General features: G+C 66.7%; 14 protein-coding genes, 1 pseudogene and 1 riboswitch. Of the genes and pseudogenes, 13 read left to right on the forward strand and 2 right to left on the reverse strand.

Going from position 1 to position 13671, the window contains the following annotated elements; genetic code table 11:
* Positions 1-110 precede the first annotated feature (110 nt).
* From sdhC to ABTW64_RS06600, 13 genes and pseudogenes are all read left to right on the forward strand, one after another.
* Complete coding sequence (sdhC, locus tag ABTW64_RS06540) at positions 111-545, forward strand: succinate dehydrogenase, cytochrome b556 subunit (RefSeq protein WP_350620465.1); 435 nt, start codon at positions 111-113, stop codon at positions 543-545.
* Complete coding sequence (gene sdhD, locus ABTW64_RS06545; protein WP_350620467.1) at positions 545-1003, forward strand: succinate dehydrogenase, hydrophobic membrane anchor protein; 459 nt, start codon at positions 545-547, stop codon at positions 1001-1003. Before sdhC ends, sdhD begins: the two co-directional genes overlap by 1 nt.
* A 25-nt stretch (positions 1004-1028) precedes the next feature.
* Positions 1029-2855, forward strand: coding sequence for a succinate dehydrogenase flavoprotein subunit (sdhA, locus tag ABTW64_RS06550; protein ID WP_350620469.1), 1827 nt, complete (start codon positions 1029-1031; stop codon positions 2853-2855).
* Positions 2855-3652, forward strand: a complete 798-nt coding sequence (locus tag ABTW64_RS06555) for a succinate dehydrogenase iron-sulfur subunit (RefSeq protein ID WP_350620471.1) — start codon at positions 2855-2857, stop codon at positions 3650-3652. The genes sdhA and ABTW64_RS06555 overlap by 1 nt, the downstream gene beginning before the upstream one ends.
* 62 nt (positions 3653-3714) lie before the next feature.
* Complete coding sequence (locus tag ABTW64_RS06560; protein WP_350620473.1) at positions 3715-4608, forward strand: exodeoxyribonuclease III; 894 nt, start codon at positions 3715-3717, stop codon at positions 4606-4608.
* Between the two features lie 57 nt (positions 4609-4665).
* Complete coding sequence (gene trpS / locus ABTW64_RS06565) at positions 4666-5670, forward strand: tryptophan--tRNA ligase (RefSeq protein ID WP_350620476.1); 1005 nt, start codon at positions 4666-4668, stop codon at positions 5668-5670.
* Positions 5663-6214 (forward strand): GNAT family N-acetyltransferase, encoded by a 552-nt coding sequence (locus ABTW64_RS06570; protein ID WP_350620478.1) that lies wholly within the window; start codon positions 5663-5665, stop codon positions 6212-6214. The genes trpS and ABTW64_RS06570 overlap by 8 nt, the downstream gene beginning before the upstream one ends.
* A 121-nt stretch (positions 6215-6335) precedes the next feature.
* Positions 6336-7196, forward strand: coding sequence for a DNA-formamidopyrimidine glycosylase family protein (locus ABTW64_RS06575; RefSeq protein WP_350620480.1), 861 nt, complete (start codon positions 6336-6338; stop codon positions 7194-7196).
* 159 nt (positions 7197-7355) lie between these two features.
* Positions 7356-7504: riboswitch (FMN riboswitch) on the forward strand.
* A gap of 77 nt (positions 7505-7581) precedes the next feature.
* Entirely contained in the window at positions 7582-8649 is a 1068-nt protein-coding gene (gene ribD, locus ABTW64_RS06580; protein ID WP_350620482.1) for a bifunctional diaminohydroxyphosphoribosylaminopyrimidine deaminase/5-amino-6-(5-phosphoribosylamino)uracil reductase RibD, read from the forward strand.
* On the forward strand, positions 8649-9287 hold the full coding sequence (locus tag ABTW64_RS06585) for a riboflavin synthase (protein WP_350620484.1): 639 nt from the start codon (positions 8649-8651) through the stop codon (positions 9285-9287). Before ribD ends, ABTW64_RS06585 begins: the two co-directional genes overlap by 1 nt.
* Positions 9284-10591 carry a GTP cyclohydrolase II gene (gene ribA / locus ABTW64_RS06590; protein ID WP_350620486.1) on the forward strand — a complete coding sequence of 436 codons (1308 nt, stop codon included), beginning with the start codon at positions 9284-9286 and terminating at the stop codon, positions 10589-10591. Before ABTW64_RS06585 ends, ribA begins: the two co-directional genes overlap by 4 nt.
* Complete coding sequence (gene ribH / locus ABTW64_RS06595) at positions 10588-11085, forward strand: 6,7-dimethyl-8-ribityllumazine synthase (protein ID WP_350620488.1); 498 nt, start codon at positions 10588-10590, stop codon at positions 11083-11085. The genes ribA and ribH overlap by 4 nt, the downstream gene beginning before the upstream one ends.
* Positions 11086-11286: 201 nt before the next feature.
* Positions 11287-12171 (forward strand): annotated as a pseudogene (locus ABTW64_RS06600) (MFS transporter); the annotation flags it as partial.
* Here the strand turns inward: ABTW64_RS06600 and cmk are convergent.
* Together cmk and ABTW64_RS06610 are read right to left on the reverse strand one after the other, a co-directional pair.
* Positions 12096-12749 (reverse strand): (d)CMP kinase, encoded by a 654-nt coding sequence (cmk, locus tag ABTW64_RS06605; protein ID WP_350620490.1) that lies wholly within the window; start codon positions 12747-12749, stop codon positions 12096-12098. The pseudogene ABTW64_RS06600 and the gene cmk overlap by 76 nt on opposite strands.
* Positions 12750-13179: 430 nt before the next feature.
* On the reverse strand, positions 13180-13671 hold a 492-nt coding region (locus ABTW64_RS06610), incomplete at its 5' end, for a flagellar brake protein (RefSeq protein ID WP_350620493.1).

Raw genomic sequence — 13671 nt, forward strand, 5'->3', positions numbered from 1 at the left:
AGGTAGGCCTACATCGCGCCGTTCGCCGTCGGCGAAGTAGAGTTGGGGAGCCTACGGCCGCGCCGCGACCACCTGGGCGAAAGACCTCGCAACGATCAGGGAGGAACGACGTGTCCGCTCCTACGCGTACGACATTGTCGGTGACCGAGACCACCTCGAAGGTCCCACGGGGGACGCTGTACCGCGGCCGCGAGGGCATGTGGTCCTGGGTGCTGCACCGCATCACCGGTGTGGCGATCTTCTTCTTCCTCCTGGTGCACGTGCTCGACACCGCGCTCATCCGCGTCTCCCCGGAGGCGTACGACGCCGTCATCGGCACGTACAAGAACCCCATCATGGGCCTCGGCGAGATCGCCCTGGTCGGCGCCATCGTGTTCCACGCCTTCAACGGCCTGCGGATCATCCTGGTCGACTTCTGGCAGAAGGGGGCGCTGTACCAGCGCCAGCTCTTCTGGGGCGTCATCGCACTGTGGGTCGTCGTCATGGCCGGCTTCGTGCCCCGCCAGCTCATCAACACGTTCTCGCACATCGGAGGGGGCCACTGATGACCGCCGACACCATCGCCGCGCCGCGCGCGCCGCACAGCGCTCCGCGCAACAAGGGCGCCAACCTCGAGAAGTGGGGCTGGGTCTACATGCGCGCCTCCGGCGTGCTGCTGGTCGTGCTGATCTTCGGCCACCTGCTCGTCAACCTCGTGCTGCCCGAGAACGGCGTGCACGCCCTCAACTTCGCGTTCGTCGCGGGCAAGTTCGCCTCGCCGTTCTGGCAGTGGTGGGACGTGCTCATGCTGTGGCTCGCGTTCATCCACGGCGCGAACGGCATGCGCACGATCGTCAACGACTACGTCCACAACGCCACGGTGCGCAAGACGCTCGTCGCGGTGATCTGGATCGTCGTGGCCGTGATGATCGTGCTCGGCACGCTGGTCGTCTTCACGTTCGACCCGTGCCTCGGTGTGACCGAGACGAGCACGCTGTGGGAGATGTGCCAGGCCGGAGCCTGAGCAGGGAAGTTCTGAGAACAGGGATATGACCACGCAGACCTATGACTCCGTCGTGCGCGACGGCGTGCACTACCACCAGTTCGACGTCGTGATCGTGGGCGCCGGCGGCGCCGGCATGCGCGCGGCCATCGAGGCCGGCCCCGGCGCGAAGACCGCCGTGATCACGAAGCTGTACCCCACTCGCTCGCACACGGGCGCGGCGCAGGGCGGCATGGCCGCGGCGCTCGCGAACGTCGAGGAGGACTCGTGGGAGTGGCACACGTTCGACACCGTCAAGGGCGGTGACTACCTCGTCGACCAGGACGCCGCCGAGATCCTCGCCAAGGAGGCCATCGACGCGGTCATCGACCTCGAGAACATGGGCCTGCCGTTCAACCGCACGCCCGACGGCAAGATCGACCAGCGCCGCTTCGGCGGTCACACGGCCGAGCACGGCAAGAGCCCCGTGCGCCGCGCCTGCTACGCCGCCGACCGCACCGGCCACATGATCCTGCAGACGCTGTTCCAGAACTGCGTCAAGCTCGGCATCAACTTCTTCAACGAGTTCTACGCCCTCGACCTCATCACGGTGAAGGACGCCGCCGGCAAGACCCAGATCGCGGGCGTCGTGGCATACGAGCTGGCCACCGGCGAACTGCACGTCTTCCACTCCAAGGCCGTGATCTTCGCGACCGGCGGCTTCGGCAAGATCTTCAAGACCACGTCGAACGCGCACACGCTCACGGGCGACGGCGTCGGCATCGTGTGGCGCAAGGGCCTCCCCCTCGAGGACGTGGAGTTCTTCCAGTTCCACCCGACGGGTCTCGCGGGGCTGGGCATCCTGCTCACCGAGGGCGCCCGCGGTGAAGGCGCCATCCTGCGCAACGCCTCGGGCGAGCGCTTCATGGAGCGCTACGCGCCCACCATCAAGGACCTGGCCCCGCGCGACATCGTGGCGCGATGCATGGTGCAGGAGGTGCGCGAGGGGCGCGGTGCCGGTCCCAACAAGGACTACGTGCTGCTCGACTGCACGCACCTCGGCGCCGAGGTGCTCGAGACCAAGCTGCCCGACATCACCGAGTTCGCTCGCACCTACCTGGGTGTCGACCCGGTCGTCGAGCCGGTGCCCGTCATGCCGACCGCCCACTACGCGATGGGCGGCATCCCGACCAACAACGACGCCGAGGTGCTGGCCGACAACGACACCGTCGTGCCTGGTCTCTACGCCGCCGGCGAGTGCGCGTGCGTCTCGGTGCACGGGGCCAACCGCCTCGGCACCAACTCGCTGCTCGACATCAACGTGTTCGGCAAGCGCGCCGGCCGCAATGCGGTGGAGTACGTCAAGACCGCCGACTTCGTGCCGCTGCCGGCCGACCCCGCCGCGGGCGTGCGCGACATGATCGAGGGCATCCGCAACGCCAAGGGCACCGAGCGCATCGCGGACATCCGCAAGACGCTGCAGGAGGAGATGGACGCGAACGCCCAGGTCTTCCGCACGGAGGAGACGCTCACCGACGTTCTCGGCACGATCGCGTCGCTGCGCGAGCGGTACAAGAACATCTACGTCGACGACAAGGGCAAGCGGTACAACACCGACCTGCTCGAGGCCGTCGAGCTGGGCTTCCTGCTCGACATCGCCGAGATCGTGGCCTACGCCGCGCGCAACCGCCGCGAGAGCCGTGGCGGCCACATGCGCGAGGACTTCCAGCAGCGCGACGACGAGAACTACATGCAGCACACGATGGCGTACCTCACGGGCGACCCGCACTCGTCGAACCCCGAGGACCACATCGAGCTCGGCTGGAAGCCCGTCGTCTTCACCAAGAACGAGAAGGGCGAGTTCAACTACCCGCCGATGGAGAGGAAGTACTGATGTCGACTGCCGTCGCAGAGACCGACCCGGAATCCGTCGCCACGGACATCCAGTCGTACCTCGTCACGTTCATCATCCGTCGCTTCGACCCCGAGGTCGACAGCGAGCCGCGCTGGGTGGATTACGACGTCGAGATGTACTCGACCGACCGCGTGCTGGACGCCCTGCACCGCATCAAGTGGGATCAGGACGGATCGCTCGCGTTCCGTCGCTCGTGCGCCCACGGCATCTGCGGGTCGGACGCCATGCGCATCAACGGCCGCAACCGCCTTGCGTGCAAGACGCTGATCAAGGACCTCGACATCTCGAAGCCGATCTACGTCGAGGCGATCAAGGGCCTTCCGCTCGAGAAGGACCTCATCGTCGACATGGATCCGTTCTTCGCGGCCTACCGCGAGGTGCAGCCGTTCCTGCAGCCCTCGTCGAAGCCCGAGCCCGGCAAGGAGCGCGTGCAGACGATCGCCGACCGCGCGATCTTCGACGACACCACCAAGTGCATCCTCTGCGCCGCGTGCACCTCGTCGTGCCCCGTCTTCTGGACCGACGGCCAGTACTTCGGCCCTGCCGCCATCGTCAACGCGCACCGGTTCATCTTCGACTCGCGTGACGACGCCGGTGACGTCCGGCTGGACATCCTCAACGACAAGGAGGGCGTGTGGCGCTGCCGCACGACCTTCAACTGCACCGAGGCCTGCCCGCGAGGCATCGAGATCACCAAGGCGATCGCCGACGTGAAGCAGGCGGTGCTGCGCGGCACCGAGAGCCAGAAGAAGTCGCTCAAGCTGCTGCACGCCTGACGCGTATCGGCGACGGGGGCCACGGACATCGGATGTCCGTGGCCCCCGTTACGTTGGTAGACATGCCCCGCAGTATCCGCATCGCCTCTGTCAACGTCAACGGCATCCGCGCCGCCGCCCGCAACGGAATGGGGGCGTGGCTCGATGGGGCCGGGGTCGACATCCTGACCCTCCAGGAGGTGCGCGGCGAGCGCGAGCACCTGGAGGCCGCCCTGCCGGGCTGGTGCATCGTCGACGACCAGGCGCTGCAGAAGGGCCGGGCCGGGGTCGCCATCGCGAGTCGCGACGAGTGCGCCATCTCGCGCGTGGAGCTCGGCGACGATGCGCTCGAGTCGCATGGGCGCTGGCTCGAGGCCGACTTCGAGATCGACGGCGAGACCCTCACGGTCGTGAGCGCGTACGTCTTCACGGGCGAGGCCGAGACGCCGGCCAAGCAGGATCCGAAGTGGGCGTTCCTCGACGCCATGGAGCGGCGTCTGCCCGAGCTGTCGGCGGGCGGCGCGCTCGCCCTCGTCACGGGCGACCTCAACGTGGGCCACCGCCCGCTCGACATCCGGAACTGGAAGGGCAACGTCAAGAAGTCGGGCTTCCTCGCACGCGAGCGCGCCTACTTCGACCGGTTCCTCGGCGCCGAGGGCGAGCCCGTCGTCGGCCAGGAGGGGGTCGGCCGCGGCATGGTGGCCGAACTGAGCGACACCCGCGCGTTCAGCGCGGGCACCACGGGCCTGGGCTGGGTCGACGTGGGTCGCGCCGCGCACGGCGAGGTCGACGGACCGTACACGTGGTGGTCCATGCGCGGCAAGGCGTTCGACAACGACTCGGGCTGGCGCATCGACTACCACCTGGCCTCGCCCGCCCTCGCTCCCCGCGCGTCGAACTACCGCGTCGAGCGCGCGCCGTCGTACGACACGCGCTGGAGCGATCACGCTCCGGTGGTGGCCGACTACGTCCTGTGATTGCTGACGCCTGTCGCTCGCACATCAGCTTCCACAGCGAGCAAATAGACTCGGACGGTGACCACGCAGCGCCTCTACTCCGGAATGCAGCCCTCCGCCGACAGCCTCCAGGCCGGCAACTACATCGGGGCTCTCCTGCAGTGGCGCCAGATGCAGGACGAGTACGACGCGTTCTTCTCCGTGGTGGACCTGCACGCGATCACCGTGCCGCAGGATCCCGCCCAGCTGCGCGAGAAGACCCGTCGCACGGCCGCCCAGTACATCGCCGCCGGGATCGAGCCGTCGCGCTCGACCCTGTATGTGCAGTCGCACGTGCGGGCGCACGCCGAGCTCGCCTGGATCCTCTCGACCATCACGGGCTTCGGCGAGGCCGGACGCATGACGCAGTTCAAGGACAAGTCGCAGAAGCAGGGCGCCGACGCGACCAGCGTCGGACTGTTCACGTATCCGATCCTGATGGCGGCGGACATCCTGCTGTACCAGACGAACGTGGTGCCCGTCGGCGACGACCAGAAGCAGCATGTCGAGCTCACCCGCGACCTGGCTGAGCGCTTCAACTCGCGGTTCGGCGAGACGTTCACGGTGCCCAAGCCGGTGATCCAGACCGAGACCGCGCGCATCTACGACCTGCAGGAGCCGACGTCGAAGATGTCGAAGTCGGCGGCGTCTCAGGCGGGTGTGCTCTGGCTGCTGGACGAGCCCAGCGTCACTGCGAAGAAGATCATGCGCGCCGTGACCGACAGCGAGGGAACGGTCAGGTACGACCGTCAGGAGAAGCCCGGGGTCTCGAACCTGCTGACGATTTACTCGGCGCTCACGGGGCGTCCCATCGCCGAGATCGAGGACGAGTACGCCGGCCGCGGATACGGCGACTTCAAGAAGGGTGTGCGCGACGTCGTGGTGGCGGAGTTCGAGCCCGTGCGCTCGCGTGCGCTCGAGCTGCTCGACGACCCCGCCGAGCTCGACCGCGTGCTCGCCGCCAACGCACAGCGTGCCGCCGAGGTCGCGGATGCGACCCTCGCCGCGGTGTACGACCGCGTCGGCCTGCTGCGCCGTGGGTGAGCCGGTCGTCCTCCGCACCGCACGCCTGACCCTCTCCCGGCCCGTCGAGGCCGATGTCGACGCGATCTTCGAGATCTGCCAGGATCCGCTGATCCAGCGGTTCACGACCGTGCCGTCTCCCTACCTGCGGGAGGACGCGGTGACGTTCGTCGCGCTGGTCGCCGAGTGGTGGGACTCGGGCCGGGAGTGCGTGTGGGCGATCCGGGACGAGCGCGGTCTGGCGGGGATGATGGGACTCCACGAGATCAAGGACGGCGCGGCGGAGTTCGGATACTGGCTGGCTCCCCAGGCGCGTGGCCGCGGCTACGCCGCGGAGGCCGCACGGTCGGTCGTCGACTTCGCCTTCGGGCCGCTGCGACTGGAGCGCCTGGAGTGGCACGCGGTGGTGGGCAACCTCGCCTCGGCACGCGTGGCGCAGAACCTCGGCTTCCAGCTCGAGGGCATCCGCCGCCGCGGCCTGGCGGGCCACGGCCCCCGCGTCGACGGCTGGATCGCCGGGCTCCTCTCGACGGATCCCCGCACTCCGCAGGTGTGGCCCATCTGACCCCTCCCCCGGCACGCCGGCGCCCGCCCGCACGTCGCGCGCCGAGACGACACCGACACGCCGGGCCCGCGCAGCCCTTGCTGCGTTGTGTCGGAGGAGGCCCCCACGAGAGGATGGCCCCATGCCGGAGATGCCGGAGGTCGAGGGACTGGTCGGGTTCCTGCGCGGGCGCACGATGGGGCTCGAACTGCGGACGGCGCGGCTGACGTCGATCTCGGCGCTGAAGACGTTCGACCCTCGGCTCGATGACCTCGTGGGTCGTACCGTCAGCGACGCAGGGCGGCACGGCAAGTTCGCGCGGCTGACGCTCGGCGACGTGCACCTGGTGTTCCACCTCGCGAAGGCGGGATGGCTCCGCTGGCACGAAGAGCTGCCGAGTACGGCGATCAAGCCGGGCCGCTCCCCCATCGCGCTGCGCGTCGGGTTCGGCGACGGGTCGGGCTTCGACCTCACAGAGGCGGGCACCAAGAAGTCACTCGCCGTGTATGTCGTCCGCGACCCCATGGATGTGCCCGGTATCGCGCGGCTCGGGCCGGATCCGCTGGGCGAGGACTTCACCCGCGACGTCCTGGCAGGTCTGCTCGCGGGGCGACGCACGCAGATCAAGGGCGTGCTGCGCGACCAGCAGATCGTGGCGGGCATCGGCAACGCCTACTCCGACGAGATCCTGCACGCTGCCCGGATGTCGCCCTACGCGCTCGCGGCGAACCTCGACGACGGCGACATCGACCGCCTGTACGCCGCATTGCGCGATGTGCTGCAGGTGGCCGTCGCGGCGGCGCAGGGCCGCCCGCCCGCCGAGCTCAAGGACGCCAAGCGCCGCGGCATGAGCGTGCATGCGCGCGCGGGCGAGACCTGCCCGGTGTGCGGCGACACCGTGCGCAGCGTGTACCTCGCCGACCGCAGCTTCGAGTACTGCGCCACGTGCCAGACCGGCGGCAAGGTGCTCGCCGACCGTCGCCTGTCGCGACTCCTCAAGTGAGCCGACTCCTCAAGCGAACGGACTCCTCGAGTGAGCCGACTCCTCGAGTGAGCAGAAGAACGAAAGCGGGATGCTCAGCGGGGCTGAAGGATGAGCGCGTGAATCCGATACGCGGGAATGGATCGAGGCGCGGCGCGTTCGGCTAATCTGAGTGCAGCACACGTGCTCCGGGGTCGGTGAGAATCCGAACCGGCGGTGACAGTCCGCGAGCCGAAGCGCCCCAGGCGCCAGGCCGATCCGGTGGAATTCCGGGACCGACGGTGATGCGCGACGAAGGTCGCGCGAGTCCGGATGGGAGGCAGCACGGTGGCGCCGTCCGGTCCAGCGACCGGGGCGCCCCTGAGCCTTCTGCGATCTCGACCCCGGTTTCGTCGAGGAGGGTCGGATGGCGCACAGCCCCGCTGAGCAGCACGCCATGGCGCGCGCGCTGGAGCTCGCGCTGCGCGGACCCCGCAGCCGCAACCCCCAGGTCGGCGCGGTCATCCTGTCGCCCGCGGGCGACGTGCTGGCCGAGGGCTGGCACCGCGGCGCCGGCACCCCGCACGCCGAGGTCGATGCGCTGAGCCGGCTGCCCGAGGGCGCCGCCCGCGGCGCCACGGCCATCGTCACCCTCGAGCCGTGCAACCACACGGGCCGTACCGGCCCCTGCGCCGAGGCGCTGATCCTGGCGGGCGTCGCCCGCGTCGTGTACGCGCTCGACGATCCCGGCGAGGTCTCCGGCGGAGGCGCGGAGCGGCTGAGGGCGGCGGGGATCGACGTCGAGCCGGGGCTGCTGCGCGAGCAGGCGCTCGCCCTCGTGGGCCCCTGGCTCACCGCGGCGCGCCTGGGACGCCCGCATGTCACCGTGAAGTGGGCGCAGAGCCTGGACGGCCGCGCCGCGGCAGCGGACGGCTCGAGCAAGTGGATCACGGGCGCGGAGGCTCGCGCCGACGTGCACACGCGCCGCGCCGCCTCGGACGCCATCGTCGTGGGCACCGGCACGGTGCTGGCCGACGACCCCGCGCTCACCGCCCGCACCGGCGACCGCCTGCACCCCGAGCAGCCCGTGCCCGTGGTGATCGGCGCGCGGGAGACGCCCGCGTCCGCCGCGCTGCGCGCACACCCCCACGAGCCGCTGTTCTACGACACCCACGACCTGTCGTTCGTGCTCGACGACCTCTGGGACCACGGGCTGCACCGCGTGTTCGTCGAAGGCGGGCCCACGCTCGCCAGCGCGTTCATCGCGGCGGGGTTCGCCGACCGCGTGCTCGCCTACGTGGCCCCCGTGCTGCTGGGCGGTCCCCGCGTCGCGCTCGCGGACATCGGCGTGCCCTCGATCGACCGGGCGCACCGCCTGCACGTGACCGAGCGCCTGCCGCTCGGCGCCGACACGCTGTTCGTGGCCGAGCGCGCCGCGACCGACACCGTCATCGCGGGGCGCGCAGCCCGCGATGGGACCGAAGGAGAGAGCTGATGTTCACCGGGATCGTCGAGGAGATCGGCCGCGTCCTGGCGGTCGAGCCGTCGGGCGACGGCGTGCGGCTGGCGCTGCACGCCCCGGGAGCCGTCGTGGGGGTGCACCATGGCGACTCCATCGCCGTGAGCGGGGTGTGCCTCACGGTCGTCGACTGGACGGACGAGGGCTTCACGGCCGACGTGATGAAGCAGACGCTCGACATGTCGACGCTGGATGCCGCCACCCCGGGAACGCCCGTCAACATCGAGCGGGCGACGGCCGCGGGTGGGCGCCTGGGCGGGCACATCGTGCAGGGGCACATCGACGGCACGGGCACCGTGCTCGACGTGCGTCCGGGCGCACAGTGGCGGGTGGTGCGCATCGACCTGCCGGCGCACCTGGCTCCCCTGGTGGTCGACAAGGGCTCCATCGCGGTCGACGGCGTCTCGCTCACGGTCAGCGCCGTGAGCCCCGCCGATGCGGCGGAGCCGTGGTTCGAGGTGTCGCTCATCCCCGAGACCCTCTCGGCCACGACCCTCGGCGAGCGCCGTCCCGGCGACCCCGTCAATCTCGAGACCGACATCCTCGCCCGACACGTGCAGCGCCTGCTGGCGTTCGGCACCCCGGGCACCCGCACAGAAGGAGGCTCGCTGTGAGCCCTGCAGACTCGGGCCCCCTGGAGCCCGGAACGCTCGCGTCGATCGAGGACGCGCTGGAGGCGCTGCGCGCCGGCCGCCCGGTCATCGTCGCCGACGACGAGGACCGCGAGAACGAGGGCGACGTCGTGCTCTCGGCCCAGCTGGCCAGTCCCGAGTGGATCGCGTGGGCCGTGCGCTGGTCGTCCGGCTTCCTGTGCGCGCCGATGCCGCAGGATGTCGCCGACCGCCTGGACCTGCCGCCCATGGTGGAGATCAACGAGGACGCCCGGTCGACGGCCTACACCGTGAGCGTCGACGCCGCCGTGGGCGTGACGACCGGAATCAGCGCGTCCGATCGCGCACGCACGCTCAACGTGCTGGCCGACCCGGCGTCCGGACCTCAGGACCTCATCCGCCCCGGGCACATCCTGCCCCTGCGCGCGGTGCCCGGTGGCGTGCGGGATCGCGCGGGTCACACGGAGGCATCCGTCGAGCTCATGCGGCTGGCGGGGCTGGAGCCCGTCGCCGTGATCGGCGAGCTGGTCGCAGAGGACGGCAGCATGATGCGACTGCCGGGACTCATCGAGCTCGGCAAGCGCGAGGGCATCCCGGTCATCACGATCGAGCAACTCATCGCCCACCTCGACGCGCACGACCCGCGCGAGGCCGACCGGCCGGCGGCCCGCCGCCAGGTGAGCCTGCGTGCCGATGCGACCGTGCCCACGGCACACGGGACGTTCCGCTTCCTCGCCTACAAGGACCGCCAGACCGGCACCGACCACATCGCGGTGGTCGCGGGCGACCTGTCGGCCGAGGCGCCGCTCGTGCGCGTGCACTCCGAGTGCCTGACGGGCGAGGCGTTCGGTTCGCTCAAGTGCGAGTGCGGCCCGCAGCTCGACGCGGCGCTCGACGCGGTCGAGCAGGAGGGCGGCGTCGTCATCTACATGCGTGGCCACGAGGGCCGCGGCATCGGCCTGATCAACAAGCTGCGCGCATACGCGCTGCAGGAGCGCGGCCTCGACACCGTCGACGCCAACACGGCCCTCGGGCTGCCCGCGGACGCCCGCGACTACGCGGCCGCCGCAGGCATCCTCGCCGACCTCGGAATCGAGCGCATCCGACTGCTGACCAACAACACCGATAAGGTGGCGCAGTTGCGGGGCTTCGGCCTCGAGGTGATCGAGCAGGTGCCGCTGATCGTCGGCGTCGGCCCTAACAACCACCAGTACCTGGAGACCAAGCGCGACCGCATGGGGCACATCATCGGCGAGACGGAGCTCGCCGACGCGATCGCGCGGATGCACGAGGGAGGACAGCGATGAGCGGAAAGGGAGCGCCGGAGCGCGCCCAGATCGACGGATCGGATCTCGACGTGGTGATCGTCGCCGGCACGTGGCACGACACCATCACCGATGGGCTGATCGCGGGCGCCCAGCGCACCCTGGAGGCGGCCGGCGCGACGCACCACCTGGTCCGCGTCGCGGGCTCGTTCGAGCTGCCGGTCGTGAGCAAGGCCGCGCTGGAGGCCGGCGCCGACGCGGTCGTCGCCCTCGGCGTGATCATCCGGGGCGGCACGCCGCACTTCGACTTCGTCTCGTCTGCGGCGACCGATGGCCTCACCCGCGTCGCGCTGGACACCGGCAAGCCCGTGGGCTTCGGCGTGCTGACGCTGGATGACGAGCAGCAGGGCCTGGATCGCGCGGGCCTGGAGGGCTCGAAGGAGGACAAGGGCGCCGAGGCGGCCGACGCCGCCCTGCGCACGGCCCTGACCCTGCGCGAGCTGCGGGCGCTGCGGCTCGCCGACGACGAGCTCTGACCACCGCAGCATGACGCGGGCGCCCGGCACATCGCCGGGCGCCCGCGCCGCGTTCTGTGCACTTTGAGAAGTGCTCACCGACCGCCGCCGTCGATCCGCTCAACTGTGCAGAAGTATCTTTTCGGCCTGCTTACACTGTCATCCTGCCCTGTCGGCACTCGCCGGCATGTCCCCTTCGTTGTTTCCCCAGACAGGCATGAGATGACCACCGCTGTTCAGCGCCCTTCTTCGGGCCCTGCCGCGCAGCCCGCCAACACGCGTTCGCGCGTGATCACGGCGAGCCTCGTCGGCACCACCATCGAGTTCTACGACTTCTACGCGTACGCCACGGCCGCCGTGCTCGTGTTCCCCGCGCTCTTCTTCCCCACGGGCAACCCGACCACCGCCCTGCTCGCGTCGTTCGCGACCTTCGGAGCGGCGATGGTCGCCCGCCCGATCGGCGCGATCGTGTTCGGTCACTTCGGCGACCGTTTCGGCCGCAAGGCCACGCTCGTCGCGTCGCTGCTCACGATGGGCATCGCGACATTCCTGATCGGCGTGCTGCCGACCTTCCAGACCGTGGGCTGGTTCGCCGCGTTCCTGCTGCTGATCATGCGACTCGCGCAGGGCTTCGCGCTGGGCGGCGAGTGGTCGGGCGCCGCGCTCGTGGCCACCGAGAACGCCCCCGCCGGCAAGCGCGCCCTGTACGGCACGTTCCCGCAGCTGGGCGCGCCGATCGGCTTCATCATCGCCAACGGCCTGTTCCTGATCATCAACTTCTCGATGCCCGGCGAGAACGGCGCGCCGTCCGAGGCGTTCCTGGCCTGGGGCTGGCGCATCCCGTTCCTGTTCTCGGCCGTCATGGTCATCATCGGCCTGTGGGTGCGCCTGAAGCTCGTGGAGTCGGCGAGCTTCGAGAAGGCCCAGGCCAAGGGCGCGATCAAGCGCTTCCCGCTCGGCGAGACGTTCCGCCGCTACTGGAAGCAGCTGATCCTCGGCACGTTCATCATGCTGGCCACGTACGTCCTGTTCTACCTGCTGACGAGCTTCATGCTCTCGTACGGCACCAAGCCGCAGGATGCTCCGGACGGCGTGCCCGGCCTCGGGCTTTGCTGATCTAGCTCATCCCGCTGCTGGATTTCTTGTTGTAGCTGTTCAAGTGTAATAAGTTCTTTTTCTGACATTTCATTATATCTACGTGCGGCACGTTCTTCGACTGAAGCAGTCATATATATTTTCACTTCTGCATCAGGCAATACGGTTGTCCCAATATCTCGGCCATCCATCACAACACCTTTTCGCCTAGCCATTTGCTGCTGTAGGGCAACTAATCTTGTTCTGAGAGCCTCAAGCTGCGAGTATCGCGATACAATGTTATTTACAGCATTAGAACGAATTTCATCTGTTACATTTCTATTATTTAAAAATACTTGTTGACGCTCCTCGCCTGGCTCAAGCACAATTTGAAGCGAATTAAGTGCTTCTAGCATGTCCACAGATTGCTCTGGCGGAATACCTTTGTCAACAAAATACAAGGTAGCTGCGCGGTACATTGCCCCCGTATCTACATATACATAACCAAGCTGGTTAGCAACCATACGGGCAATCGTGCTTTTACCTGCACCTGCCGGTCCATCTATGGCGATGTTAATTTTGTTATGTTGTAGTGAAACCCCATTAGCCAACAGGTTACTTCCTCCTCAAGTCTTGCTCACTAAAAAAGCAGGCATTGCCTGCGACGTGAAAATTATACCACACATCACAGGTTCATGCAAAAGACAAGTGTGATATTAAAGCCTTTTATGGACTCATTTATGGTACAATTCGGACCCCTTCTAATCTTTCAGCCGAAGATAAAATACTGCGAATTTCAGGCACACATAGTGCACTCTGGAAAACAATAAGCAATGTAAGCAATAAAATAGCGATTCTTTTTAGCCAAGGCTCAATGATATGACAAAACACGAGAAATAACCTTATGTAATTTTCCTGTTCTTGTCGTGAATCCATGCTGTTTAGCCTCCTAAAAATGATGCTTTGTATTATTATCACCAGCATGTCCACTCCATAACAAAACCATTCGTAGTTTGCACATCTAAATATTTACAATTATTTTTAACGGTTTCTAAAGTCAAACTGCCGTTCAAAACAATAGCGAATCAGCTTTTGCCGCTCCATGTCTGAAATACTTGTAAATTTCAGAAAAATCATATGATGCCCATTGTCCAATTGCTTAGTTCTTACAATTTCAGCCTCAAAAGGAACATGATCAATCGATCCATTTTTATAGGAAATTAAGAGCCAGCAATAGATTTGATCGCCTTGCAGTAACTGACGATGTCCTTCATAACGAAAAGCCAGTCCCCCGCCACCAACATCATCTGTTAAGGCAATAAATCGACTTTGATCCTTTAGCTGTATCGCAATTTCTAACTTGGCAGTTACTCTCAAAAATTGCCTTCTTTGAATTTTGGTAATGTTCTCTGGTTCAGGCTTACGTATTCTTATTAGATGGATGACATCATCACTGAATCCAAGTACATACGTATTGAAATAATTTTTAACCCCACCTTCTGTTAAGAAGTAAATCGAAAGCTCATCACCAGT

Source organism: Microbacterium sp. NPDC096154 (assembly GCF_040302945.1).
Classification (GTDB): Bacteria; Actinomycetota; Actinomycetes; order Actinomycetales; family Microbacteriaceae; genus Microbacterium.